This is a genomic window from Bradyrhizobium sp. CIR48, from assembly GCF_014198315.1.
Taxonomy (GTDB): domain Bacteria; phylum Pseudomonadota; class Alphaproteobacteria; order Rhizobiales; family Xanthobacteraceae; genus Bradyrhizobium.
The window spans coordinates 43,042-67,282 of the sequence record NZ_JACIHG010000019.1; the positions used below are offsets into that span (position 1 = coordinate 43,042).

Below are 24,241 nucleotides of genomic sequence, written 5' to 3' on the forward strand. Positions count from 1 at the left end.
CTCTATATTGACTTAGAGCTCGATCGAAATCTAAATTTGCGTCCTGACGGAAACGTGATCTCAGGAAGCCAGGGCGCGTCCGAGGGCAACTTGATAGATGTCGTTCGAAATCTATATTGGGCATAGATTTCGACTGAAATCCAAATGGAGGAGCATGATGCGCGTCAGTCGCGTTCAAGCCGCGGAGAACCGCCAAACCGTGATCAATGTGGCAAGTCGCCTCTTCAGGGAGCGCGGCTTTGACGGCATTGGGCTCAAGGATCTGATGGAAGGGGCCGGGCTCACCCAGGGCGCCTTCTACAAGCAGTTCGCGTCCAAGGAGGACTTGGCGGTCGAGGCCTCCAAGCGAGCGTTGGAGAGCGCTTCCACCCGATGGTCGGACGCGGCCGCACGCAATCCTGACGATCCGCTCAGCGCAGTGATCGGATTCTATCTCAGCGCAGATCATCGCGAAGAGAGAATGGAAGGCTGTCCGATCGTGGCCCTCGGCTCGGATGCCGCCCGGCAGGGCCCCGACGTCAAGGCCGAGTTCGAAGCGGGCATCAAGGCCCATCTCGACGTGCTCGGCCGCTTCATCGCCAAGGAAGGCAAGGGGTCGAGAGACAAGGCCATGGCCATTCTCGCGACGATGGTCGGCGCCGTGACGCTGGCGCGCGCGGTCAACGATACGGACCTCGCACGGGCCCTTCTCGATGCCGCAGCCGCGCTGGTCCGTGAAGCCGCCGCCGCTTGAACGACGGCCCCCTCGAAACATGGAGAGACCGATGCTTGACGTGAGCGAAGCCGGGCCGAGCTTGCTCAAATTATCGGAGAGGCTCAGTGTGCGTTTTCACAAGACCGGCAGCGGGCCTCCGCTGCTCCTCCTCCATACGATCCGGACGCAGCTCGAGTATTTCCGCGGTCTTGCGCCTCTGCTCGCAGGATCGCACACGGTATACGCCATCGATCTGCCCGGCCACGGACACTCGCCGATCGATCCGGACGCAAGCTTCAACGAACCCTATTTCAGGCAGGCGCTGATACGTTTCCTCGAGGAGCTAGACCTCTCGGATGTCACGCTCGTCGGCGAGTCGATCGGGGGCGCATTGGCTCTCACGGTGGCGGCGTCACTTCCGCAGAGGGTGAAGCGGGTCTTTGCAATCAATCCTTACGATTACGAGACCCGCTATGGCGACGGACTTCGACGTGGCAACTGGCTCGCGAACTTCATCATCGGAAGCCTGCAAGTGCCGGTGCTCGGCGCGATCAACGCGTCACTCGAAAACAAGATCGTTCTCGGCAAGATCATGGGCGGCGGATATCACGACCCGCGCAAGCTGCCGGCCGATCTGCTCGCCGAGTTCGACAAGGTGGCCCACCGCCCGGGATACAAGCGGGCCGCACGCAAGGTGTTGGCCGGATGGCGATCCTGGAGCCAGGCCCGCGACTATTATTGGCAGATCTCGGCGCCGGTGACGCTCATCTATGGCGACAGCGATTGGTCCCGGCCCGACGAGCGCGAGCGCACACGGTCTCTCATTCCCAACGCGCAGATGGTGACGCTGAGGAATACAGGCCACTTCTCGGCTGTCGAGAACCCGTCGGAGCTGGCCCGGGCGATATTGGGCGCAGAATGAGCGCATGATCAAGCAGAGCACGCTCCTCCAACAGAAGGAGGCGAAGCGCGGCCAATGTGCTATCCTCCCCGCGAGGCCACCAACGGAGACAAAACATGCCAACCAGCGTCAAGCAAATGCTCGAAGCCGCCAACGCGGCGGTGCCCAAGATCACGTCGGAACAGGCCACTGACATGATCAAGAACGGCAACACGCTGGTCGTCGACGTTCGCGATGCGCCGGAGGTTGCGGCCAGCGGCAAGATCGCGGGGGCCGTGCACGTCTCGCGCGGGATGCTGGAGTTTCGCGCGGACCCGGAGTCGCCCTATCACGACAAGGCGTTCGACAAGAGCAAGTCCGTCATTCTCTACTGCGCGTCCGGCGGCAGGTCGGCGCTGGCGGGCAAGGTGCTGAAGGATATGGGCTACGAGAATGTCTATAACGTCGGCGGCTTCAAGGACTGGTCGGGGGCGGTGGAGAAATAGAACGCGCGGACCGGCCATTTGCCGGACTTGATTGCCGCCGAACGTCATCACCGGCGCTCGGCGCCCGCCCACGTACGCCGCGATCCATTGACGGTTGCCCGCCCGCCACGTCGCAGCACGATCGACGGGGACCGATCAGGCGGAACGCGGCATGGAGACAGGCTGCGCGCTTCGCTCACCGAGCAGCTTGCCGGTGGTGCTGTTGACGAAGTGCAGCGACATGCAGGCCGGGCACCTCACGGACACATAGCTGTCCGCCGGCTCGAAACTCTCGGGCCGCGCGTCATCGATCCGATGCTGGACGTTCATGCCGGTGCGCGGGCACCTGAAGAGGATCTGGCGCTGCATGTCCTTATTGGTGCGCCCGAAACGCGGCCGGCGAAATTGCGGATGATTCCTTAGGGGCCTTCCCAGTGTTTGAGATGGGTCAAGGCGAACGGTCTGCCCACGCCTATGCTCTGCATGACATCGGGCGCGCTCCTGCTCCGGTGCCGAACGAAGCGGAGCCCGGACTCCTAGGCACTCCGGGCACCGCTTCGCAAGACGGGCACCAACCGACCGCGACCAGGGAGCCGGCTCCGGACGAGCGGCTTCGATGGAACCAGGGCAAGAACCGCGGGTTGAGATGGCGCAGCCCTGAACAGAACACGCAATCGGCGCTTCAAGGAAGCCGACGCTGATTGACGTCGTCCTTGTCGCCTGACCCGACCAACACGGCCGTACGGTACGACCTCCGCCGGAAACGGGCCACCATCGGGACCGCCACGATCAGGAGAGCAGCCATGATATCCGCCAACATCGACGATCTGACCGCAGTGGTGCGCTACGCGCTCGAAACCACTCGTGCGACCACGATCTGCCCTTTCCACGATGAGGTGATCGTCCGCGTCGGCGACGACGCCGCCGAGAGCCATGCCTACGAACGCGCCAAGCGAATCCTCAGGAGCGACGGCACGGCCTTCGAGGCGGACGCTCTCAGGGAAGAGATCGGCCACCAACTCGCCGCCGCCGCGGACGGGCGATGCCCGAGATGCGACCGGACCGATTCGAACGGATAGACCGCAATCCCCTCAATCCTCCACCCGAAACAGCCGCCACCGCTCCGGCACGCCCTTGAGCTGATGCACGCCGTGATCGCGGAACCGGATCTCCGACTGCGCCATCAGGTCCTTGACTGCGCTCGAGACCAGGACTTCGCCGGCGCGCGCTTTGGCGGCGACGCGCGTGCCGATGTGAAACGCGAGACCGACCATCTCGCCTCCGCTCACACTGTACTCGCCCGCATGCAGCCCGACCCTGATGTCGAGGCCCAGCGTGCGCACGGCCTTTTGGATCGCAGTCGCGCAACGGACGCCGGAAGCCGGCGCCTTGAATGTCGCCAGCACGCCGTCGCCGGTCGTCACCACTTCCTTGCCACGCGTACTCTTCAGCTCCTTGCGCACGGCCGCGTAATAGTGGCCCATGACCTTGGTCCACCGGGCATCGCCTAGCTTTGCCGCCTTTTCGGTGGAGCGGACGATATCGACGATCAGGATGGTGGCGAGTGCCTGCTTGAGCTCCGCGCTCCGCTCGCCGGATCGGGGCCGGAGCGCGATCGGCCCGGCCAGCGGTTCGTAGCGGTGGCTGCGGCGCCGGGCGATAGCCGCTTTGGCGTAGTCCTGGGCGCGCTGCGTCGTGCCGCAGCGAACTGTCTTCTCCTGCGGCAGTCGCGTCCAGTAGACCCTTCGCCCATCGCCGGCGCCCTGCACCTCCACGGCACCCCACTTCAGGAACACCGCCGAGCCGACGCGCCGAACGCACCACGCCTTCGACGTGTAGCCGGATACGTTGGACTGCAGGACTCCGATGCGAAGGAATTTGGGCATGAACGTGCGGCCGAAATTGAAAGACCGTTTGGGCGTCTTCGGGGCGGAAGCCTATTCGTACAATCCTGCATCGGCAATAGGGGCTTGCCAGGGCTGCCGGCGGCGCCTGACACCGGGATCGTGCTTACAACGCCCAAACGCGAGCCGCCCGTCCATTCGTCGGTCGGAAGTTTCTCTTGTCCAAGCAACGATCAGCCTCCAGACGTGTTCTTCCGACATGAGATGCAGTGAGGCGCGCCATGGGCAAGGATGATGGACTGAAGCCTGACGACTTCCCGATCGAGGCCGACAAGGACAAACTCAGCACACGCAAGGGCGAGCCCGTCGCCTCGGCGGAGTCGGACAAGATTGCGGACCAGATCGCCGAACGTCTGAACGAGCACGCGCACCAGGAAGAGCAGGATCGTTGGTCCGCGTAGGCGTGATGGGCGTGCCGTCCCAGATTGGAACGACCGCGCGGCCCTGAGCATTGGCCTGCACCGGGGTCCGACAATTCCGGCGAATGGCGGCCTCGGCTCGACCTCCGCCCCTGGACCGAGAGCCGGGGCTGCTTGACCGAAGCAAGAGGAGCGGACATGAAAGTGCTTGTTCTCGCAGGGCTCGTTGCGGCTCTCGCATCGCCTCCCTCCGCGTACGCCCAAGGCGGCGCGGGTACCTCCAGGACCGGGTCGAGCATCAATTCGACCGGGACGGGCGGCACCACCGGAGCAGGAGCTTCGGGCCTCAACACCTCATCGGACAACAATAGCGGCGGCGCCAGCGCACCGGCCAAATCGACAACGACGCGGCCGGGGGACAACGACCCAAGGCAAACCCAGGGCGGCCAGCAGGCGATGCCGAACTCGGGCTCCTCCGGAGCGAACCGCAAATAGATGCGCCGCTGGCAATTCGTCCTGGGTGAGGCAGTCGCCCTACCCGTGATACGCGAACAGCTCGATCGGATCGCTGAAGCCGCGGACCTCGTGCTTGCCGACGTGCTCGAGCTCGAACTTCTCCTCCACCAGCTCCGCAAAGTCGCGTGACAGCAGCACCGTTCGACCGAGCTGCTTGGTGAGGGCTTCGAGGCGGGAGGCCATGTTGACGGCGGGGCCAATCACGGTGAAGTCGAGCCGGCTTGTTGAGCCGATATTGCCGTACATGACATCGCCGACATGGACGCCGATGCCGTAGTTCAGCGGCGCGCGGCTGGTCGCGTTGTTCCGCTCGTTCAGCGCCGTCATCGCCTGACGGGCTTCGGTCACGGCGTGGAGCAGGTTCGCGCAGGCATCGGGCTCATGAAGCGGGAAGATGGCGAGCAGGCCGTCGCCGATGAATTTCAGGATCTCGCCGCCGTGCCGCGCGATCGGCTCGGACATCGCGTCGAAATAATCGTTGAGCAGATCGATGACGTCGTCGCGCGGCCAATTGTCGGAGATCTTGGTGAAATCCCTGAGGTCGCAGATCATGATCGCGGCGCGCACGGTCGTGCCGCTGCCGCGCCTGGTGGCGCCGGCGAGGATCAACTGGCCGGCATGGGAGCCGACATAGGTCTCCAGCAGCGTGCGCGCCAACCGGTTCTTGATGCGGATCTCGCTGACCAGCGCCAGCACCGGCAGCAGCTTCTTGAGCGCGGCAATATGCGAATCCTCGAAGCCGCCGGGACGGTCGGTCGCGAAGGTGATGAGATGCCGCTTGCCGAGCGTGTGGTAGAGCGGCCAGGCCACATAGTCGGTCAGGCCCTTTTCGCGCATCTCGTCGTAGAGGGCGTGCTTGCGGCCGAGCGAGGGATCGCGCTCGAGATTCTCGCGCACCTCGCTGGCGCCGTCCTGCATTTCGTTGGCGGGACTGCCAATGAATTCGGACCGCTCGCGGACGTCATAATCCACCCGCGCGATCTCCGCCTCGCGCATGCCGTCGGACCACATGAACCGGGCGCCAAGCCATTGCGGATGGTGGATCAGGACATGCAGCGTCGACCGCTTCAGCGGAATGCCCGCCTGCTGCAGACGGATGCACATGTCGGCGAAGATATTGTCGATGAAGCGTTCGTCGCGCGTGCCGTTGGTCAGCCAGTCGACGACACCGTCGGCCTGCGTGGCGTGGTTGTCTTGCGCGGTCATGTCCTGCCCTTCACGGCGGTCTGCATCAGGGCAGATATCGTGCCCCGGCTCCGCCGCGTCAACCTAGCCAGTTGCATGGATTGTACGCATCGGCCGGTCGGGGCTATCGCCCCTTAGCCGACGATCCGGATCGACCCCAGCACCACCAGACCCGAAACGAGCGCGAGCCTCGATGTCTCGGTCATTTCGATCCTGAGCGTGCCGTTGCCGGGGATGGCAAAATCCTCACCATCGAGGCGGATGCGGCAATCGCCGTGCGGTGCGTAAACCAGATGCGTGCCGGCATGCAACGGTCGATCGCCGGCTTCCCTGAGCGCTTCAAGCTCGATCTCCGCGACGCCGCGCCGCGCCATCAGGTTGACGACCTCGACCGGCCCGGCGTGAAGCTCCGTCACGATCTCGAGCTCGCCGGTGAAGCGCACGGTCGTAAAAGGTTCACGCTCGTCGAATTCCTGGCCCGGAGCCTTGAGCACCAGCCCGCGCCCACCGACCACCATCTGCAAGCGGTCGATGCCCGGCATATGGGAGAAGGGACCGGGCGCCACGATCGGCGTGCTCGCAAAACGCCAGAGCATGCTGCTCCAATCCTTCACCGCTGCGTCAGCGCGATGTTCATCCGCGATATCGGTGAAGATGCCGCCGCCGTTCTTCCAGGGCGAGCGGGTGTAGTCTTCAGATCTGAGCAGTGTTGCCTTCATGGCGGTCCTCGATGCGATGGCGATGCAGGGAAGCGCGTTCGCCCGGCGGGCGGCAATGCGTCCGAAATTGCGGTCATGTTGCGGCTTCCGCTCGCCCAGGTGCGCTGGCCTTGAGATGACGCAAAAGCGCTGCCGCCTCCGTCGGCGGCCGACGCTCGATCCGGCGATACGCGCGCCCGTCGGCCGTTCGTGAGACCATGCCGTGATCGCACAGCGCGCGGCGAGGCAAGGCATCATCGGCGAAAGCGTGCTGACGGTTCAGCAGCGTCTTCACTTCCGCCTCGGCCAGACTGCTCCGCGGCGGAAAGCCGGCCCACAGCACCCAGAGACTCAGCTGCTGCAGGCTGTGGCGGGCCGGCCAGCGCAACAGCCTGCCGTGGTCGTCGAAATGGCGCGCCGCGCGTTGCACGCGCTTCAGATCGACCGCATCGACTTGTGGTGCGGGCGTGCCGCGGTCATCCACGGCAGTGCCGACCGCACGCGCGCGGAAATGCTGATAGTTCCTGTGTCCCGTCGCACGCGCAAGAATGTTGAGCAGCTCGACGTGACCGGGCGGCGACGTCCGTTGCAGCAGCTGGGCACGTACGGATTTCGCGAGCGCGGAGATGTCGCCCGCGACAAAGGCAATGGGAGTTCTGGTCATGACCAATCCTCGATGCGCCGATCCGGGTAGGATTGTCGGAGGTCACCGGCTTACGACGCGGCACGAGGTTGGTGTCGGTGCGATTGAGCCTTGCAGGTTTAGCTTCCCTCGCGGGACGGTGACGCCTGGGTGAACTGCAGACCCGCGTAGTTCCTACTATAGACGCCCGGTAGGCTCAAGAGCCTGATGCGAGATGCGCGGACAAACGCGATTAGAACGCCAGATGTCCCGGACTCGGACGCCGCTATTTCGACGCCAGTGTCGCCACGGCCCGCCAGGCGGGGTCGGGCGCGGCCGATGCGAGCTGCTTGCAGCGGTCGCGCATCAGCTCGGCCGGACGATCGTGGCCGCGCCGTTTCAGCACGGCCTCGAAATCGGCGAGCGCATCGGCAAACCGCCGCGCGCGATAGCAGGCAAGGCCGCGCTCGTAATCCCCGATCCAGCCGATCGCCTCTCCGTCGATGGCGTCTTCGTCCGCGATCCCGACCAGTTCGTGGACGGAAAGTCCCTCCTCCCGTCCGTAGACCGCGATGCTGTCGACCTCGCGCGTGATGACGGCGCCGCGCGCCAGGCGTTCGGTCGCCTCGCCGATCAGAATCTGCGTGCCATAGGATTTGTTGGCGCCTTCGAGCCGGCTGGCGACATTCACGGCATCGCCGATCACGGTATAGTTCAGCCGCAGCTCCGAGCCGATATTGCCGACCAGCATGCGGCCCGAATTGATGCCGATCCGGATCTGGAGCGGCTGACCGAGATCGTCAGCGAGGCCCGATGCTTCGATCGCCCTGCGACAAGCGAGCGCCGCGCGGCAGCATCGCGCGGCGTGGTCGCGTTGCGGCTGCGGCGCACCCCAGAACGCCATCACGGCATCGCCGATGAACTTGTCGATGGTGCCGCCATTGGCGACGATGATCTCCGAGGTGACGTCGAGATAGCGCGACAGCAGCGGCACCACGCGGTCGCCTAGCCGCTCGGACAGCCCGGTGAAGCCGGCAATGTCGATGAACATCACGCTGAGCTCCTGGACGCTGCCGCCGGGCCGCGCTTCGACGCCCTGGCGCAGCAGGCCGCGGACCAGATCGGCCGGGATGAATTTGCGGAACGCGGACAAGCCGGCCGCCATCTCGGCGATCGCACCCGACAGGCTCGCGATCTCCTTGAGTCGTGACGGGTGGCGGCGGACCTGCTCCAGCGCGAAGGCCTCGACATGGCGAAGCTCGCCGACGACGCGCGACAGCGGCGCGGCGATCACGGAACGCGCCAGCATCGCCGAGGCCAGCGCAGCGAGCACGGCGCCGATGGCGAGGCCGAGGATCAGGCGCCGCAGCGTCGTCTCGACCGGGCCGAGAAATTCGGCCTCCGGGATCACGGTGGCGAGCGACCAGCCAGGAAACGGCAGCGGCGTCAGCGCGACCTCGTAGGCCGCGCCGCCGGAGGTGAGCCGGCTTCGCCAGGCCTCCTTGCGGCCGTCCTCGCCCGCCTTGTCGAGCGCAGCGCGCGCCAGCGGCAGCAGCGTCGTGTCGCCGCGCGCCGGATGGAGCTCGTCGGCCTCCTTGTCCGGCGCCGCGACGAGCTCGCCGCTTCCATCGACGATGAAGGCAGTTCCCGTGCGCCCGACCTCGAGCTGCGACAGGAAACGCGCAAGCCTGGTATATTCGATGATGACGGCCAGAACGCCCTGCCGCTCCTGATAGACGTCGATCGGCCCCGCAAACGCGATCGACGGCCGCTCGCCGGTCGGGTGGTCCATCACCCTGAACCATTGCGGCTCGTCCGCGGTCAGCCCGGCCTTGAACCAGGCCTGATCGGCGACGTGGAATCCGCTCGGCTCGAACCGGCGATTGGCGAATTCGATATCGCCAGGCACCACGTCATATTCGTCGACGCGGCGCTGGCCCGGATGATCGGTCAGCGAGATCTCCATCATCTCCAGGCGGCGATCGCCGAGCTTGTGCGCGGCGAAGAAGGAGCCGTCGGGCCAGCCGAAGGCGACCCAGGAAATCGTCGCCTGCGACTGCAATTGCGACAGGAACACGAATTCCCGCTTGTCGGCCTCGCGGGTGTCGAGCACGTTCTGCAGGAACAGCGTTCGGATCGCGGTGTGCGCGGCGCGGGCCTCGTCGACGATGGCCGAGACCTCCTTGCGCACCGCCGCAACGATCTGCTCGTTGATGGTCGCGGCGAGCTGCCGGCTGGTCGCCTCCGCCGTGCGCCACCAGAGCAGGCTGGAGAGCGCGGCCGTCAGCAGGATCGCCGCGAGGACCAGCGCGGACACCGCAAGACGGATGCTGACCGTCAGCCCAGCGATCGCATGAAGCCGTCGTTCGGGATCAACCTTCATCGCTGTCTTCGCCTGCCGGTCCATACGAGCCACTGACATTGCTCTACGCCGCCGGCGCTCGCCCGTTACGTCTGGCAGGAAATGAAGGCGCGTCGCCAATGCCCGGTGGCTACCGTCTCGATAGACCCTAGGCATTGGCCTTCAAAGGACGCTTGCCCGCTAATGCCGGCCCAAGCGCACCGGCGGTGCGCCCGATCCAAACGGTCTCACGGGTTCGTGAGCAGTCTCGCTGTAACGCGGGCTGCGCGCGCAGCGAAGGAGACCATGCGCGCGTCGCCTGCCAGGCGATGCCATCTCGAACAGGAGAATCTCGATGTCTGCCAAACATGCCGTCACCTCGCTCGTCCTCGCCGGCGCCGTCTCGACCGCGCTCGCGACCCTCGCCGCCGCCGGCCCGCTGACCAAGGCCGAGGGCGAAGCTGCCGTCGCCGCCAAGAAGGAAAAGTGCTTCGGCGTTGCGCTGAAGGGCCAGAACGATTGTGCGGCAGGACCGGGCACCACCTGCCAGGGCACCTCGACCATCGATTTCCAGGGCAACGCCTGGAAGTTCGTGCAGGGCGGCACCTGCACCAGCATCGAGCTGCCGGGCGGCAAGAAGGGCTCGCTCAAGCCGGTCTGACCGCCGCCGCGACGTCGCCAACAAGCACGAACGGAGCAGCACGATGAGCACGGTGATCCAGCCGACCCGACCAGCAGCCATGCCGCTCCGCTTCGCAACGCCCATCGGCGGCGTTGCCGGGACGAGCTTCAAGCCCGAGCATCTGCCTGATATCCTCGAGGCGGGACCTCGGCGTGGCTTCTTCGAAGTTCACGCCGAGAACTACATGGGCGATGGAGGTCCGCCGCATCGCGCCCTGGAAGCGATCCGCCGCGACCATCCTCTGTCGCTGCATGGCGTCTGCATGTCGATCGGCGGCCCTCGGCCGCTCGACAAGGCGCATCTGGCGCGCTTCCGTAGCCTCGTCGCGCGCTATCAGCCGGCGCTGGTCTCCGAGCACCTCGCCTGGTCGACCCATGAGACCAGCTTCTTCAACGATCTGTTGCCGCTGCCCTATACCGAAGCGACGCTGGCTTGCGTCTGCGACCACATCGACCAGGTGCAGGAGGCGATCCGCCGTCCGCTGCTGCTGGAAAACCCGTCGACTTATGTCGCCTTCCGCGAATCCTCGATGCGCGAGACCGAGTTCATCCGCGCCATTGCCGAGCGCACCGGCTGCGCGCTGCTGCTCGACGTCAACAACGTGTTCGTCTCCGCCACCAATCAGGGCTATTCGGCGCTCGACTACCTCGCAAATTTCCCGCTGTCGCACGTCCAGGAAATTCATCTTGCGGGCCATGCCGAGCAGGCCGACGACGAAGGCGATCTGCTGTTGATCGACAGTCACGACGGCCCGGTCGCGGACGCCGTCTGGAAGCTCTATGAAATCGTCATCAGGCGCCGCGGCGCGGTGCCGACGCTGGTCGAATGGGACAGCAAAATTCCGGACTGGCCGGTGCTGCAAGCGGAAGCCCTTGCCGCACAGGCGATCCTCGACCGTCATCAATCCACAGCAATGGCAGGAGAGCGTCATGCTGCCTGAACCCGGTCTGTCCTTTGCTGCTGCCTTCGCGCCGGCGCTGCTGGATCCGGCACGCAGCACGCCTGCGATCGTGACCGGCCCGAACGGCAAGGCCGCCGGCCGGCGCTACGATGTCTACCGCAACAACGTCACCGTCAGCCTGATCGACGCGCTGGCCGCGATTTATCCGGCGGTGCAGCGCATCACCGGCGCCGAGTTCTTCCGCGCCATGGCGCGCTTCCATGTTCGCAGCAATCCGCCGACCTCGCCGCTGCTGTTCGAGTATGGCCGCGACTTTCCGGAGTTCATCGCAGCCTATGAGCATGCGCAAGATATGCCCTTTCTCGCCGACGTCGCGCGCATCGAGCGGGCCTGGCTCGACTGCTATCATGCGCGCGATGCCGCCCCGCTGCCGGCGGACCGGCTGTCGGCGGTGACGCCCCACCGTTTGGCCAATTTGACGTTCGTTCCGCATCCGGCGACGCGATGCCTGCGCTCGCAATACGCAGCCGTCACGATCTTTGCGGCCAATCGCGACGGTGCACCGCTTCTGCGCATCGATGCCTCGACGCCGGAGGACGCCCTGATCACGCGACCGGCATTCGACGTAACGGTGCGCCGCCTTCCGCCCGGCGGCGCGGTCTTCGCGAGTAACCTGATCTCGGGGCTATCGCTCGGCGAGGCCGCGGCGGCGGCGCTGGACGCTGCGCCCGAATTCGACATCGCCGCGAACATCGCCGGGCTGATCGAGGCCGGCGCCTTCATCTCGCTCGCTTGCGGAGACCCATCATGATCACGGACCAGCACATGACCACCGAAAGCGGACTGCCCTCGCCCTGGTTGCTCGTCGACAGGGCCAATCGCCTGATCCAGACGCTTGCCACGCCTTCGCTCGTCCAGCTCGTGCTGCGCCTCGCGCTGGCGGTGCCGTTCTGGCGTTCAGGCATGCTCAAATGGGGCGGCTTCCTCAAGCTGAACGACAGCGCCGTGACGCTGTTCAGCGACGAATTCATGCTGCATCTGCCGGGCGGGCCCTATCACTTCCCGGCACCGACCGTGATGGCATTCCTGTCGGGCTGCGGCGAGATCCTGCTTCCGATCCTGCTGGTGCTCGGGCTGGGCACCCGGCTGGCCGCGCTCGGGCTGCTATTCATGACTGTCATCGTCGAGCTCACGGTGCCCGATGGCTGGCCGATCCACCTCACCTGGGCGGCGATGGCGCTCGGCATCATGGCTCACGGGCCGGGGAACATTTCGCTCGATCATTTGCTTTGTCGCGCGCGATCGCAGCCGCAGTAGATACCCGATTTTGTGTCTCCACATGCATCGCCGTCATCCTGAGGTGCGCGCCCTTGCGCGCCTCGAAGGATGGGCCGCAAGCGCCCGTGGCCCATCCTTCGAGGCTCACCTTGCGATGCTCTCGCATCGCAAGGTGAGCACCTCAGGATGACGTCAAAGGGTGTGGTCAGCAGTAGCCCGAATGGCAGGCCTCACATCCCGCTCAAACCGCTATCCACTGCGAGTGTCTGCGCGGTGACGTAGACGCTTTCGTCCGACAGGAAGAACAGCACCGCATAGGCGATCTCCCAGGCCGTGGCCTGGCGGCCGAACGGGACGTGGCCCTTGCCGCGGTTGGGGCGGCCGGCGCCAGCTTCGCGACCGTTCGGGGTATCGACCAGACCGGGATAGACGAGGTTGGCGCGGATGCCGCGGCGCGATCCGAGATGGGCGATGTTGCGCATCAGGCCGCCGAGCGCGGCCTTGGAGGAATCGTACACCGCCATCTGCGATCCAGCCTTCAAGGCGGCGATCGAGGAGATGAAGACGACCGAGCCGCCATTGTCGAATCGCGGCAGCGCGGCGCGGCAGCACAGCATGGGACCGCGGACATTGACGTCGTAGATCCTGTTCCACTCTTCGGGGCTGACGTTATCGAGGCCGGTCTTGCCGAAGGTGCCGATGTTCAGAACCATGCCATCAAGGCCGCCCATGGCGCGATGGGCTTCCTCGATCATGCGCTGGACGTCCGCCTCTGACGTGACGTCGGCCACGATGGCAAAGCCCTCCCCGCCTTCATCGTTGATGTGCTTGACGGTCTGCTGCGCGGAGGCATGGTTGAGGTCGGCCACCGCGACCCTCGCGCCCTCGCGTGCGCACAAGATGCTCATGGCGCGGCCGTTGCCGATCGGATCGGTGGCGGCGTCGAACACGCGCTGGCCGCCGCCGACGATCAGGATGCGGCGGCCTTTCAGCCGCCCCCTGCCCGGCGCTTCGCCTAGCGATTCCGCGCTGGGCGGACGAACATAGCGCTCCGGCCTGCTGTCGGTTTCCGCCATCTCAACCACCGGGCCTCTTGCCGCCGTCATAGACCGTCATCCCGGCCGCGGGATCGAGATCGGTTTCGGTCGCCTCGGTGAGACGGGCCATCATCATGTAGAAGCCGAGCGCGACGATGGATTCCACGATCTCCTGGTCGCTGAAATGCGCGTGAGCAGCGGCGAAGGTCGCCTCGGGCACGCGGACGTTCTCGATCACCTCGCGGCCAAACTTGAGCAGCGCACGCTCGGCCTCGCTCAGCGCGGCGGCGTCATAATCTGCGCGCTCGACGGCATCGACCTGCCCTTGCGTGCAGCCGACCCCGAGCGCGATCGGCACGTGCTGGCGCCATTCATAGGCGCCGCCCTCGAGCTGAGCGGCCTGGAGGATCAGGAGTTCGCGGTTGACGGCCGAGAGCTTCTGCTTGTGCAGGATCGAATTGCCGAGCCGCATCGCCGGGATCATGTTGGCCTCGGCATGGGCCATCATGCGAAAGATGTTGAGCTTAACCGGCATACGGTCGAACGAGGCGCGGATATCGCCGCTCGTCGTCTCCGGATCAATCAGGGGCAGCCTTGCCACGGTTCTCTCCCTTGGGTTTCCGTTTCTTGTTGTCGGTGTCCTCGCCTGCCGCGATCAGCGACAGGAAGAAGGCGAGATAGCGGTCGATCGCTTCGATCACCTTGGGCCGCGGCGAAGGCGTTGCGCCCATCACGTAGTGCTCGAGGCGGATGTAGATCAGGCCGGCCGCGAACAGCCGCGCGGTCTCGCGCGGGTCCGGCGTCTTGACCAGGCCGGCGAGCGCAAAGCCGCGGAAGTAATCCGTCATCATGCTCTGCTCGCGCGCGTAGAAATGATCGGCGAATTTGGCGCGGATACCGGGCACGCGGTTACGCTCAGCCGTGATCACCTTCTGAAACTGGTGCTCGCGCGGATCGGACCATTGCTCGACGAGGTCGAGCGCAAACTGCCGGCAGAACGCTGCGGGCTGGCGCGCGAGCTGCTTGTAGCGCGGCTCCTCCAGCCGGCTCGCCGAGCTTGCTGGACCATGCTCGCTGACGATCGCCTCCAGGATCGCAGCCTTGCCCGGGAAATGATTGTAGAGGCTGCTCTCGCGGATGCCGACGCGGCGCGCGAGTTCGCGCATCGAGGCGCCGCCATAGCCGCTCTGGGCGAACAGGTCGAGCGCTTCGGTGAGGATGCGCTCACGGGTCGTGGGCGCAGCCGCTTCCGCCGCGCTGGAGGTGTGGACAGCCATGTCGGCTTGACTAACGAACGATCGTTCGCTAGTCAACCGTACGAACGATCGTTCGTTTCGTCAGTCTGGCGGCAATGGTCGCGGCCCGCAAGCCCGCTTGCGGGCGCTGTTCTCGCGTTTCAACTCCGCTCCTCGAGAGGCGGAGAGCAATTTTGGGGAGACGACGTCATGGCGCGCCTTGCCCGCCTTCGTGCGGCCTGCATCCTGTTGCCGCTGCTCGCAAGCAGCGCCGCCTCTGCCCAAAGCAAATACGATCCCGGCGCCGACGACAAGACGATCAAGATCGGCACCACCGCGCCGCTGAGCGGCCCGGTGTCGGCCTTCGCGCAGATCGCGAAATCGGCGGAGGCTTATTTCCGCAAGGTGAACGACGACGGCGGCGTCAACGGGCGGCGCATCCAGATGATCATCGCCGACGATGCTTATAGCCCGCCGAAGACGGTGGAGCAGACCCGCCGCTTGGTCGAGAGCGAAGAGGTGCTGCTGATCTTCGGCGGCGTCGGCACGCCGACCAACGGCGCCGTGCACAAATATCTCAACGACCGCAAGGTGCCGCAGCTCTTTCTGGGCTCGGGCGCCGCGAAGTGGGACGATCCCAAGAACTTTCCATGGACGGTCGGCTGGCAGCCGACCTATCGCGATGAGGCGATCGCCTACGCCCGGTACATCAAGGCAAGCCACGCCAATGCGAAGATCGGCGTGCTCTACCAGAACGACGACCTCGGCAAGGATTACCTGAAGGCGCTGGAGGAAGGCCTTGGCAGCGGCGAGGCCATTGTAGCGCGCGCCGCTTACGAGACCTCTGCGCCGACCGTGGACACACAGATTCTGCAGTTGAAAACCGCCGGCGCCGACGTGGTGTTGGTCGCGGCGACGCCGAAATTCGCGGCGCAGGCGATCCGCAAGATCGGCGAGATCGGCTGGAAGCCGGTCACCATCATCTCCAATGTCTCGGCCTCGATCAGCGGCGTGCTGGAGCCGGCCGGCAAGGACAATTCCACCGGCGTCATCTCCAGCCAATATCTGAAGGACGCAACCGATCCCGCCAACAAGGATGACGCCGGCTACCGGGAGTGGCTCGCCTTCATGGACAAGTACATGCCGGACGCCAACAAAAGCGACTGGCTCAACGTCTACGGCTACACCATCGCGCAGACGTTGGTCACGGTGCTGAAGGCCTCCGGCAACGATCTCACCCGAACCAACGTGATGAAGCAGGCGACGACCATGAAGGACGTGAAGCTGCCGATGCTGATCAACGGCACCGCGGTGAACAACTCGCCCGAGCGCTTTACGCCGATGACGAGCCTCCAGCTGATTCGTTTCGACGGCACGCGCTGGGTGCCGTTCGGCGATCTCCTGAAGAACTGACCGATGCGGCAGGTCAAGATCGGCGGCATGCGGGTCGATCTCGTCAGCGAGATCCCTTCGCTTGCCTTCGACAAGAGCTGGCTGTTCGCCAACGTCACCGACGCGGTGATCGCGGAGAACCGGAGCTGGCTCGATCATCGCTACATCGAGCCGGAGACAGGCCGCTTCATCCTCAGCCATCACTCTTATCTCATCCGCACGCCGCGCTGGACCGCGATCGTCGACACCTGCTGCGGCAACCACAAGCATCGACCCCGCGTGCAGGCGTGGAACAACCTCGACCAGCCTTATCTCGAGAACCTGCAGGCGCTGGGCGTTGCACCCGAACAGGTCGACTTCGTGATGTGCACGCACCTGCATGTCGATCACGTCGGCTGGAACACGCGGCTGATCGACGGCCGTTGGGTGCCGACCTTCCCCAATGCGCGCTATCTGATGGGCCGCGCCGAATATCGCCACTTCGAAGCCGCGCACAATGCGGCGCCGAGGAGCCCAGTGAACCACGGCTCGTTTGAGGATTCCGTGCTGCCGGTCGTCGCCGCAGGCCTCGCCGAATTCGTCGAGACAGATCATCGCCTGTTTAGCGATCGCGACGCTGCCTTGCGCTTTGCGCCGGCACCTGGGCACACCGCCGGCAACATGCAGATCCACCTCAACGGCGACCGCGATCACGCGGTGATGTCCGGCGACGTCATCCATCATCCGATCCAGTGCGCCGCGCCGTGGTTATCGAATGCCGCCGACGTCGATCCGGCTGCGGCGGTCGCAACGCGCATGGCGCTGCTGGAAGAGCTTGCGGATACGCCGAGCTATCTGCTCACCGGCCATTTTCCGGCACCGACCGCGGGACGCGTGGTCAGGCACGGCGATGCCTACAGATTTCGTTTCGAGAATTAGGGGGACACATCATGAAGCTGCGCACCATCACGCTTTCGTTTCTAGCATTGCTGTCGGCGGCCCTGCCGGCACGAGCCGAAGATCCCGCCGCCTACCCGACCCGCAAGATCCGGATGCTGCTGCCTTACGCGGCCGGCGGCGGCGGCGACGTGGTCGGCCGGCTGCTTGCGGACAGGATGGGCAAGACGCTCGGACAGAGCATCTACATCGAGAACCACACCGGTGCGGCCGGCACGCTCGGCACGCAGATGGTCGCGACATCTGCGAATGACGGCTACACCATCACCGTCGGCGGCATGACCACGCATGTGCTGGCTCCCGCGATCTATCCAAAACTGCCCTACGATCCGATCAAGGATTTCACGACCATCGGCCGCGTCGGCACCTCCTCGATCATGCTGGTCGCCACCAGGAATTTTGCCGCCAACGACATCAAGGGCCTGGTGGTGCTGGCCAAGAAGGGCGAGCCGATCCAGTACGGCAGCTGGGGCGTCGGCTCGACCGGGCAATTCTGCGCGGAGATCCTGATGCAGCAGGCCGGCATCAAGATGGACCACGTGCCTTTCAACGGCATCGCAAAACTCGCCGGCGATTTGCTCGGCGGCCACATCTCCCTTGCAACGCTCGACGTGGCGACGGCAACGCCGCTGGTGAAGGACGGTTCGATCAAGGCGCTGGCCGCCTGCGGCGAGCGTTCGCCGAGCCTGCCGGATGTCGCCAGCTACGGGGAGCAGGGCGTGCCGTTCGATCGCAGTCTGTCCTGGGCGATGTATGCGCCGGCGGGCGTCGCTCCGCCGATCGCACAAAAATTGTCGGCGGCCTTGAAGGACGCGCTCGGTGACGAGGTGGTGAAGCAGAAGCTGCTGGCACTCGGCATCACGCCGCAATTCGTCCCCGGCGACGAGCAGCGCGATCTCAACGCGCGCGACATCGCAGCCTGGAAACAGGTTGCCAAGGACGCCGGCATTGAGGTCAAGTGAATAGGCAGAGAACAGGAGCGCGGGCATGAGCCGCATCTTCGGCGCGGTGCGCCAGAACGGATATGTGGTGCGGGATATCCACGCCGCGATGAAGCACTGGATCGAGGTGATTGGTGTCGGCCCCTGGTACTACATGGACCGGATCAAGACCGACTGGTTTCGCCATCGCGGCGAGGACTCCGCCGTGGAGATGAGCATCGCGCTGGCAAATTCCGGCGACCTCCAGATCGAGCTGATCCAGCAGCGCAACGACGCGCCCTCGCTCTACAAGGAATTCCTCGACGCCGGGCACGAAGGCCTCCAGCACATGTCGTACTGGAGCCACGACTATCAGGCGCTCTACGACAAGGCGATCGGGCTCGGCTACAGGATTGGCCATGAGGGCCAGATCGGCGGCGAGAAGGGGCGCTTTGCCTATTTCGACACCCAGGCCCATCCGGGTACGGTGATCGAGATCTCGGACATCAGTGGCACCAAGGGGCCGTTCTTCGAGAAGGTCCGGCAGGCCGCGATAAGCTGGGACGGCACCCGGCCGATCCGCGAGGTCGGTGGCGGGAAATCGTAGGAGCTTTCGCCGGCTGGGCAGGCGCGTTGGCGGACAAACCATGGTACATAAGCCGGGTGTCCGAACCTTCAGCGAGGCAAGCATGTCCGACACTGACAAGGTTTTCGCCGGCTCGATTCCGAAAATCTACGACGAGTATCTCGTCCCGATGATCTTCTCCGTCTATGCGGAGGACATCGCAAGACGGATCGCCGCCCGCTCTCCTTCCGTGCTGCTCGAGATCGCCGCGGGCACCGGCGCAGTGACGCGCGCCGTGGCGGCGGCGCTGCCGCGCGGCATCCGTTACGTAGCCACCGATCTCAACGAGCCCATGCTCGCAGTCGCCGCGCAGCGTCAGAAGGACGATGATCGCATCAGCTGGCGCCAGGCGGACGGCATGGCCCTGCCCTTCGGTGATGCCGAGTTCGACGTGGTCTGCTGCCAGTTCGGCGCGATGTTCTTTCCGGACCGCACCAAAGCTTACGCGGAGGTGAAGCGCGTCCTGAAGCCGGACGGCACGTTCGTGTTCAACGTCTGGGATCGGATCGAGGACAATGTGCTGACGCATGAAGCGACGGTCGCGCTCGGAAAGCTGTTTCCCGACGACCCGCCGCGCTTCATGGTCCGCACGCCCCACGGCTATCACGACAGAGACGTCATCAGAGCCGACCTCGAACGTGCCGGCTTCCGCGACATCTCGATCGAGACGCGAGCTGAAACAAGCCGCGCGCCATCGCCCGAATACGTCGCGGTCGCCCTTTGCCAAGGCACGCCACTGCGCAGCGAGATCGAGGCAAGGGATGCCAGCAAGCTTCAGGCTGCGACCGACATCGTCGCCGAGGCGATCCGGACGCGTCATGGCGCCGGACCGGTAGAAGGCAAGATTCAGGCTGTGGTGATCGAAGCGCGTCCGTAACTGCAGGCTACGGTTCGGGTTGCCGCCCCGCGTCCTACCACCAGCTCCGCTGCATCGGCTCCGTCGATTGATAGTATTGGTACTGGCCGCGCTGCCGGCGCGGATTGGCCGGCTGTACATAGGGGTCACGCTGGTAGAAGAAGCCGAAGCCGTTACCGCCATTGTCCCAGCCGTCATCGCTGGCGATCATGGCAGGTGCCGTCGGCTTGCGCGTGATGAAGCCGCCTTGCGGCTGGTCGCTCAGCACCGCCACGAACTCGGTCCGGTAATTGGTCTCGCTGCTCAGCGGCTCGTCCGAGATGATGATGGAAGAACGTGGCAATGCAGTCGGCCCGATGCGATCCCAGACGTCCTGCGGGATGGTGATGCGGTCGAGCGCATTCCTCGCCTCGTCGCCGTTCTCGATCGTGACCACGCTCCAGCGCAGGCCCGTAGCGGACTTCGCCATCGCCGTGAAGATATGCGTGCCGATCGGCTGCTCGGGATTGCGGATCGTAACGGGGACTTCGATGCTGGTGTCGAACACCTCACCGCCGCCATCGGGTGCTGGCTTGTGCGTGTTTCGCCGCACGTAGAGCTTCTGCGTCGAGCGGCTGATGTAGACCGAGACCGGCTCACCCGCGAGCTTTGCGTCGGTCGCGGCCTTCACGGCGTCGGCCTTCCTGGCCGCGGAGGCCTTCGCGGCGTCCTTCGTCGCGGCCACGGCATCGCGCTTCGGCTGCGCGGCGGCCTTGGCGGCGTCGAGCTGCGTCGCCGCGTCGGCGGCCTTGGTCGCCGCCTTCTGCTTCAACTCCTCGGCCTTGGCGCGGGCCTGATCGTTCTTGGCATTCGCGAGCGTCTTGTCGGCGAAGGCGAGCTCGGCGTCAGCGCGGGCCTTCTGCTGTTCCAGCTTGCGCAGCGCGGCAGGAAGCGACGCAGCTTCCTTGGCGGCGGCGGACGCAGCCTTCTTGGCCTCGTCGGCGGCCCTTGTGGCCTCGTCGGCCTCGACGGAGAGCTTGTCGGCCAGCCTGGGCGCTGCCGCGATCGCTTCCGGCTTCGGTACGAACAGCGAGGGGTGAGCGATATCGGTCGGGACCGTATCGTGAGGCGAGATGATCACCCGCATCCCGATATAAGTCTTGTCGAACAGGTTCTCGGCAAAGCCGAAGGGCATGCGCACGCAGCCGTGCGAGGCGGCATAGCCGGGCAGCGGTCCGCCATGCAGCGCGATGCCGTTCCAGGTGATGCGCTGCATGTTCGGCATCCAGGCGTCGTCATACATGGTCGAGCGGTGGTCCTTGTCCTTCTCGACGACGGCGAAGACGCCGGCCGGCGTCTCGCGTCCCGTGGTGCCGGTCGACACCGGCGCGCGCAGGATCCAGCCCTCCGAATCGTAGAACGTGACCTGCTGGCTCTTGATCGACACGATCGCCATGATGGGATCGCCGGCCTGGCGCTGCGCCACCGCCTCGGCGGGCTGGCGCGCCTGCTTGGCCGCGCTCGCCGGCGCGACCGCCGCCAGGACCGCCATTGCCGCCAATGTCACGATTCCGGGAGGCACCCGACGCCGCATCGCCTTGGTGGGTTGCGCCGTCGTCAGTCGGTTTTTCATGCCATCCTCGGTCGAAATGCCGGCCCGCTCGTGCCGATCATGTATCAGATTGCGGTCATTCAATTAAGAAATCGCAGCCGCCATACGTTCCGTCTGTGGCGATATTCGGCCCGGTCCGGCGACAAATCCCTCATATATGACGGCCCGAGCCGGCGGAAGGTCGGTTGCAGCCGGGGTTGGTCCGAACCTGGTGGCATTCACTGCGGCAGAATGTCCGCCTCTGCCGGCAAGGACACGCCCGTCAGGCGCCCAGAGCCTTGCGGTTGAACGTCCGCAGGAAACGCAGCGACAGCGTCCGGACATTGGCGACGTTGAGCAGCCAGGCCGCCGCGACATAGGCAAGGCCGCCGGCGAAGCTGACGATGACGAGCGACACAAAGCCGGTGCCGCCCGCTTGAGACCGCGCAGCCAGGATTGCAGCCGCCATCGCCGCTGCGGAGGCCGCAATACCGGCGAGGCGGCCGAGGTCGAACGGGACCGGGTGGGCGCGATGCATCAGGACGACGGCGACGAGGAAACCGAGCGCCTCGGTCGCGAGCGTCGCCAGTGCCGCCCCAAAGATCCCGTAGCCGGCGACGAGCGCGAACATCAGGACCACGCTGACCACCAGCGTGAGAAAGGACTGCGCCGCCAGCATGAAGGGCCGCTCGGCAAGCTGGAAGCTGATCTGCACATAGAACTGATTGGCGATACCGAAGAAGCGGGCGAGCACCAGGGTCGGCAGCAGCGCCGACACGCCGGCGCGGAAGTCGATGCCGACGAGCGTGCCGGCAACCTGATCCGCTGCAAGCGCGAGCCAGATCGCAACGGGGGTGACGACGACGAGCAGCAGCTCGAGGCTCTCGGTCAGCCGCTCCCGCGTCGTCTCCTTGCTATTCTCCGACAACGACCGGAACACCAGCGGCACGGTGGCCGCGGCAACGCTGGATGCGATCATGACCATGAACTGGCGCGGCAGGTCGGCGGCAACGCCGAAGATGCCGGCGGCGTCCTTGCCGAGCAGATACGCGACAATCAGGCGGTCGCAGGCCGAATAAACTGCAACGGAAAGCCCGGCCAGCGTCAGCGGCAGGCCGTAACGCGCGAGCTGCATGAACTGGCTGCGCTCAAAGCGTGCGATCTTGGTGCGGTCGCCGACGAGGTTCAGGATGATGCCAGTGAGCGACCCCAGACCAAACGCGGCAAGCAGCCCCAATCCACCCCAGCCGAGCCAGATGCCGAGGAGGCCGAAGCCGACGCTCGACACGCTGCGCACGATCGAGATCGCGGCAAACCGGTAGGGACGCAACTTGGCGCGCTCGAACTCCTGGCCGACATCGACGGCATTGGCCATGATCGCGACGAACATGCTGGCAAGCAGCAGCTCGACACTGAGGTCGCTGCGGAACAGGAAGACCAGCGGCGTCGTGGCGCAGAGCACCGCGACGGTGAGCCCGAAAGCCACCATCGCCGTGCCGCGAAAATCCACCTCCGCCGACATCGCCTGATAACGGGACACCGACAGCTTGATCCAGGCGAAGAAGATCGCGCCCAGAATGCCGGCGAGGCTGATGCCGACGACATAGACGCCGTACTCTGCCGGCGTCAGCAGCCGCGTATAGGCCGTGACCGCGAAGAAGCCCACCGCCGCAGGCAGGATGTAGGCAACGAGATAAATCGAAAAATGTCGGTTCAGCATGCGAGCACGGGACCGGCAGCGGTCTTGCGGGTGTGACGGCCGTTCATCAATGGGGCCTTGAATGGGGCCTTAAATGGGGCCTTTGGCGGGGCAAACGAATGCGCCGCAGCATCGCTCAAGAGTGTCACATAAGTCTGCAGATCGGGCGGCGAATGAAGCCTTGGAGCCGCTTTCGCGCATTAGCGTTAAATTTGCCCTTCCCTGAACGACAAGGCGCCATCACGAAAAGGAACCATGGCTTCCAGGCGGCAGAGGTTAACTTAACAAGGCGAAACCCCGGCGTCGCGAGGCGCCGCTTGGTACGATGGTGCGTTGGTTCGAAAAGGACGGCCGTGACCAGGCTCGACAGACGCGAATTTCTCCTCGGCAGCGCCGCAGCCCTCGCGGCGGGCGCATCCGCGTCGGCGGCGCCGGCGTCGAAACTGGCGCAGCGCCATCCGGGGTTCGGGGCAGCGGCCACGCTCTGGGACCTGCAGGCCGATCCCAGGCTCGGCGAAGCCATCAGCACCTATTGCACCCAGGTCGTCCCGGTGCTCGAGCTGAAATGGCCGATGCTGCGGCCGAATGCGCACACGTTCAACTTCGAGCGCGCCGACGCGATTCTGGATTTTGCGCGGGACAACGATCTGACGATGCGCGGCCACGCGCTGGCCTGGTATCACGACATCCCGGACTGGGCCAAGCAGATCAAGGACACACGCGGCGTCGAGCGCGCCTATGTCGACCACATCGGCACCGTCGTCTCCTATTACAAGGACAAGCTGACGTCGTGGGACGTCGTCAACGAGCCGATCCCTGACAATCCCCGCAGCACAAAGGACCGGCGCGACACGTTCTGGACGCAGCATCTCGGCCAGAGCTGGATTCCGCTGGCGTTCCGCACGGCCGCTGCGGCCGATCCGTTCGTCAAGCTCGCGATCAACGAGTATGATATCGAGTCGGCCAAGGACTCGTTCATTGCCAAGCGCGCGGCTTATCGCAATCTGATCATGGACCTGCTCGACCAGGGTGTTCCGCTGCACGCCGTCGGACTGCAATCGCATCTGCACGCCGAGCTCGAGATCGACACCCATGGGCTCGCCGAGTTCGTCACCGAGCTGCGCTCGTGGGGACTCGAGGTGTATGTCACCGAACTCGACGTCGACGACCAGAAGCTGACGGGCAATCCGGCCGAGCGCGACGCCATCGTCGCCAAACGCGTCGACGACCTGCTGACGGCCATTTCAACCAGCGGCCCGGTGCGGTCGATCCTGACCTGGGGCCTCTCGGATCGCTACAGCTGGATCAACGGCACCTTCGCCCGCGCGGACAAGCAGCCGAACCGGCCGCTGCCGCTCGACGGCGAGTTCAAGCCGAAGCCATTCATGGACGTGATCAGCAAGTTCACAAAGGACGTTTGAACGCG

27 protein-coding genes are annotated in these 24,241 nt (G+C 65.2%); 16 read left to right on the forward strand and 11 right to left on the reverse strand.

What is annotated here, in order from left to right; translation table 11 throughout:
- Positions 1–157 precede the first annotated feature (157 nt).
- From GGD66_RS38800 to GGD66_RS38810, 3 genes are all read left to right on the forward strand, one after another.
- Positions 158–733, forward strand: coding sequence for a TetR/AcrR family transcriptional regulator (locus tag GGD66_RS38800; protein WP_092254012.1), 576 nt, complete (start codon positions 158–160; stop codon positions 731–733).
- Positions 734–764: 31 nt separating this feature from the next.
- Positions 765–1,616: an alpha/beta fold hydrolase gene (locus GGD66_RS38805; protein ID WP_183261847.1), complete on the forward strand. Its 852-nt coding sequence runs from the start codon at positions 765–767 to the stop codon at positions 1,614–1,616.
- 95 nt (positions 1,617–1,711) lie between these two features.
- Positions 1,712–2,080 (forward strand): rhodanese-like domain-containing protein, encoded by a 369-nt coding sequence (locus GGD66_RS38810; RefSeq protein WP_183237083.1) that lies wholly within the window; start codon positions 1,712–1,714, stop codon positions 2,078–2,080.
- Between the two features lie 135 nt (positions 2,081–2,215).
- On the opposite strand, the gene GGD66_RS38815 is transcribed toward GGD66_RS38810, so the two are convergent.
- Positions 2,216–2,428 carry a hypothetical protein gene (locus GGD66_RS38815; protein ID WP_018316991.1) on the reverse strand — a complete coding sequence of 71 codons (213 nt, stop codon included), beginning with the start codon at positions 2,426–2,428 and terminating at the stop codon, positions 2,216–2,218.
- A 434-nt stretch (positions 2,429–2,862) separates the two neighbouring features.
- Between GGD66_RS38815 and GGD66_RS38820 the strand changes: the two genes are divergently transcribed.
- The gene (locus tag GGD66_RS38820) at positions 2,863–3,138 is read left to right on the forward strand and encodes a hypothetical protein (protein WP_183261849.1); all 276 of its coding nucleotides are present in this window, start codon (positions 2,863–2,865) and stop codon (positions 3,136–3,138) included.
- Positions 3,139–3,150: 12 nt separating this feature from the next.
- Here GGD66_RS38820 and GGD66_RS38825 read toward each other — a convergent pair whose 3' ends face one another.
- Entirely contained in the window at positions 3,151–3,945 is a 795-nt protein-coding gene (locus GGD66_RS38825; protein WP_018316988.1) for an adenylate/guanylate cyclase domain-containing protein, read from the reverse strand.
- Between the two features lie 239 nt (positions 3,946–4,184).
- Between GGD66_RS38825 and GGD66_RS38830 the strand changes: the two genes are divergently transcribed.
- Both GGD66_RS38830 and GGD66_RS38835 read left to right on the forward strand, forming a co-directional pair.
- Positions 4,185–4,364 (forward strand): hypothetical protein, encoded by a 180-nt coding sequence (locus GGD66_RS38830; RefSeq protein WP_183261851.1) that lies wholly within the window; start codon positions 4,185–4,187, stop codon positions 4,362–4,364.
- A gap of 156 nt (positions 4,365–4,520) precedes the next feature.
- Positions 4,521–4,817, forward strand: coding sequence for a hypothetical protein (locus tag GGD66_RS38835; RefSeq protein WP_183261852.1), 297 nt, complete (start codon positions 4,521–4,523; stop codon positions 4,815–4,817).
- A 39-nt stretch (positions 4,818–4,856) separates the two neighbouring features.
- Here GGD66_RS38835 and GGD66_RS38840 read toward each other — a convergent pair whose 3' ends face one another.
- The 4 genes from GGD66_RS38840 to GGD66_RS38855 all read right to left on the reverse strand — a co-directional run bounded on the left by GGD66_RS38840 (position 4,857) and on the right by GGD66_RS38855 (position 9,726).
- Positions 4,857–6,044 carry an adenylate/guanylate cyclase domain-containing protein gene (locus GGD66_RS38840; RefSeq protein WP_092253835.1) on the reverse strand — a complete coding sequence of 396 codons (1,188 nt, stop codon included), beginning with the start codon at positions 6,042–6,044 and terminating at the stop codon, positions 4,857–4,859.
- A gap of 113 nt (positions 6,045–6,157) precedes the next feature.
- Positions 6,158–6,742, reverse strand: coding sequence for a HutD family protein (locus GGD66_RS38845; RefSeq protein WP_092253837.1), 585 nt, complete (start codon positions 6,740–6,742; stop codon positions 6,158–6,160).
- A gap of 73 nt (positions 6,743–6,815) precedes the next feature.
- Positions 6,816–7,385, reverse strand: a complete 570-nt coding sequence (locus GGD66_RS38850) for a DUF2087 domain-containing protein (RefSeq protein ID WP_183261943.1) — start codon at positions 7,383–7,385, stop codon at positions 6,816–6,818.
- A 244-nt stretch (positions 7,386–7,629) separates the two neighbouring features.
- Positions 7,630–9,726: an adenylate/guanylate cyclase domain-containing protein gene (locus tag GGD66_RS38855; protein ID WP_183261855.1), complete on the reverse strand. Its 2,097-nt coding sequence runs from the start codon at positions 9,724–9,726 to the stop codon at positions 7,630–7,632.
- A gap of 313 nt (positions 9,727–10,039) precedes the next feature.
- Here GGD66_RS38855 and GGD66_RS38860 point away from each other — a divergent pair, with 313 nt between their 5' ends.
- From GGD66_RS38860 to GGD66_RS38875, 4 genes are read left to right on the forward strand one after another with little or no spacing between them, the layout of a single operon-like run.
- On the forward strand, positions 10,040–10,345 hold the full coding sequence (locus GGD66_RS38860; RefSeq protein WP_092253843.1) for a DUF2282 domain-containing protein: 306 nt from the start codon (positions 10,040–10,042) through the stop codon (positions 10,343–10,345).
- A 43-nt stretch (positions 10,346–10,388) separates the two neighbouring features.
- Positions 10,389–11,306, forward strand: a complete 918-nt coding sequence (locus GGD66_RS38865) for a DUF692 domain-containing protein (RefSeq protein WP_183261857.1) — start codon at positions 10,389–10,391, stop codon at positions 11,304–11,306.
- A complete protein-coding gene (locus GGD66_RS38870; protein WP_183261859.1) occupies positions 11,296–12,078 on the forward strand; it encodes a DNA-binding domain-containing protein in 783 nt (260 codons plus the stop codon). The genes GGD66_RS38865 and GGD66_RS38870 overlap by 11 nt, the downstream gene beginning before the upstream one ends.
- Entirely contained in the window at positions 12,075–12,584 is a 510-nt protein-coding gene (locus tag GGD66_RS38875) for a DoxX family protein (RefSeq protein WP_183261861.1), read from the forward strand. The genes GGD66_RS38870 and GGD66_RS38875 overlap by 4 nt, the downstream gene beginning before the upstream one ends.
- 191 nt (positions 12,585–12,775) lie before the next feature.
- Here GGD66_RS38875 and GGD66_RS38880 read toward each other — a convergent pair whose 3' ends face one another.
- From GGD66_RS38880 to GGD66_RS38890, 3 genes are read right to left on the reverse strand one after another with little or no spacing between them, the layout of a single operon-like run.
- Positions 12,776–13,621, reverse strand: coding sequence for an SDR family NAD(P)-dependent oxidoreductase (locus GGD66_RS38880; protein WP_183261863.1), 846 nt, complete (start codon positions 13,619–13,621; stop codon positions 12,776–12,778).
- Between the two features lies 1 nt (position 13,622).
- Positions 13,623–14,183 carry a carboxymuconolactone decarboxylase family protein gene (locus tag GGD66_RS38885; RefSeq protein ID WP_183261864.1) on the reverse strand — a complete coding sequence of 187 codons (561 nt, stop codon included), beginning with the start codon at positions 14,181–14,183 and terminating at the stop codon, positions 13,623–13,625.
- Positions 14,161–14,859, reverse strand: coding sequence for a TetR/AcrR family transcriptional regulator (locus GGD66_RS38890; RefSeq protein ID WP_183261866.1), 699 nt, complete (start codon positions 14,857–14,859; stop codon positions 14,161–14,163). The genes GGD66_RS38885 and GGD66_RS38890 overlap by 23 nt, the downstream gene beginning before the upstream one ends.
- 168 nt (positions 14,860–15,027) lie before the next feature.
- Here GGD66_RS38890 and GGD66_RS38895 point away from each other — a divergent pair, with 168 nt between their 5' ends.
- The 5 genes from GGD66_RS38895 (at position 15,028) to GGD66_RS38915 (ending at position 19,567) form a co-directional block, all read left to right on the forward strand.
- Positions 15,028–16,230: an ABC transporter substrate-binding protein gene (locus tag GGD66_RS38895; RefSeq protein ID WP_183261867.1), complete on the forward strand. Its 1,203-nt coding sequence runs from the start codon at positions 15,028–15,030 to the stop codon at positions 16,228–16,230.
- Between the two features lie 3 nt (positions 16,231–16,233).
- Positions 16,234–17,127 (forward strand): MBL fold metallo-hydrolase, encoded by an 894-nt coding sequence (locus GGD66_RS38900; RefSeq protein WP_183261869.1) that lies wholly within the window; start codon positions 16,234–16,236, stop codon positions 17,125–17,127.
- 11 nt (positions 17,128–17,138) lie between these two features.
- Positions 17,139–18,107: a tripartite tricarboxylate transporter substrate binding protein gene (locus GGD66_RS38905; RefSeq protein WP_183261871.1), complete on the forward strand. Its 969-nt coding sequence runs from the start codon at positions 17,139–17,141 to the stop codon at positions 18,105–18,107.
- Between the two features lie 25 nt (positions 18,108–18,132).
- Positions 18,133–18,672, forward strand: coding sequence for a VOC family protein (locus tag GGD66_RS38910; protein ID WP_183261873.1), 540 nt, complete (start codon positions 18,133–18,135; stop codon positions 18,670–18,672).
- Between the two features lie 82 nt (positions 18,673–18,754).
- Positions 18,755–19,567 carry a class I SAM-dependent methyltransferase gene (locus tag GGD66_RS38915; protein WP_183261875.1) on the forward strand — a complete coding sequence of 271 codons (813 nt, stop codon included), beginning with the start codon at positions 18,755–18,757 and terminating at the stop codon, positions 19,565–19,567.
- A 34-nt stretch (positions 19,568–19,601) separates the two neighbouring features.
- On the opposite strand, the gene GGD66_RS38920 is transcribed toward GGD66_RS38915, so the two are convergent.
- Complete coding sequence (locus GGD66_RS38920; RefSeq protein ID WP_183261877.1) at positions 19,602–21,158, reverse strand: L,D-transpeptidase; 1,557 nt, start codon at positions 21,156–21,158, stop codon at positions 19,602–19,604.
- 241 nt (positions 21,159–21,399) lie between these two features.
- Positions 21,400–22,836, reverse strand: coding sequence for a lipopolysaccharide biosynthesis protein (locus tag GGD66_RS38925; RefSeq protein WP_183261879.1), 1,437 nt, complete (start codon positions 22,834–22,836; stop codon positions 21,400–21,402).
- Positions 22,837–23,168: 332 nt separating this feature from the next.
- Between GGD66_RS38925 and GGD66_RS38930 the strand changes: the two genes are divergently transcribed.
- Positions 23,169–24,236, forward strand: coding sequence for an endo-1,4-beta-xylanase (locus GGD66_RS38930; protein WP_018316968.1), 1,068 nt, complete (start codon positions 23,169–23,171; stop codon positions 24,234–24,236).
- Positions 24,237–24,241: the final 5 nt, after the last annotated feature.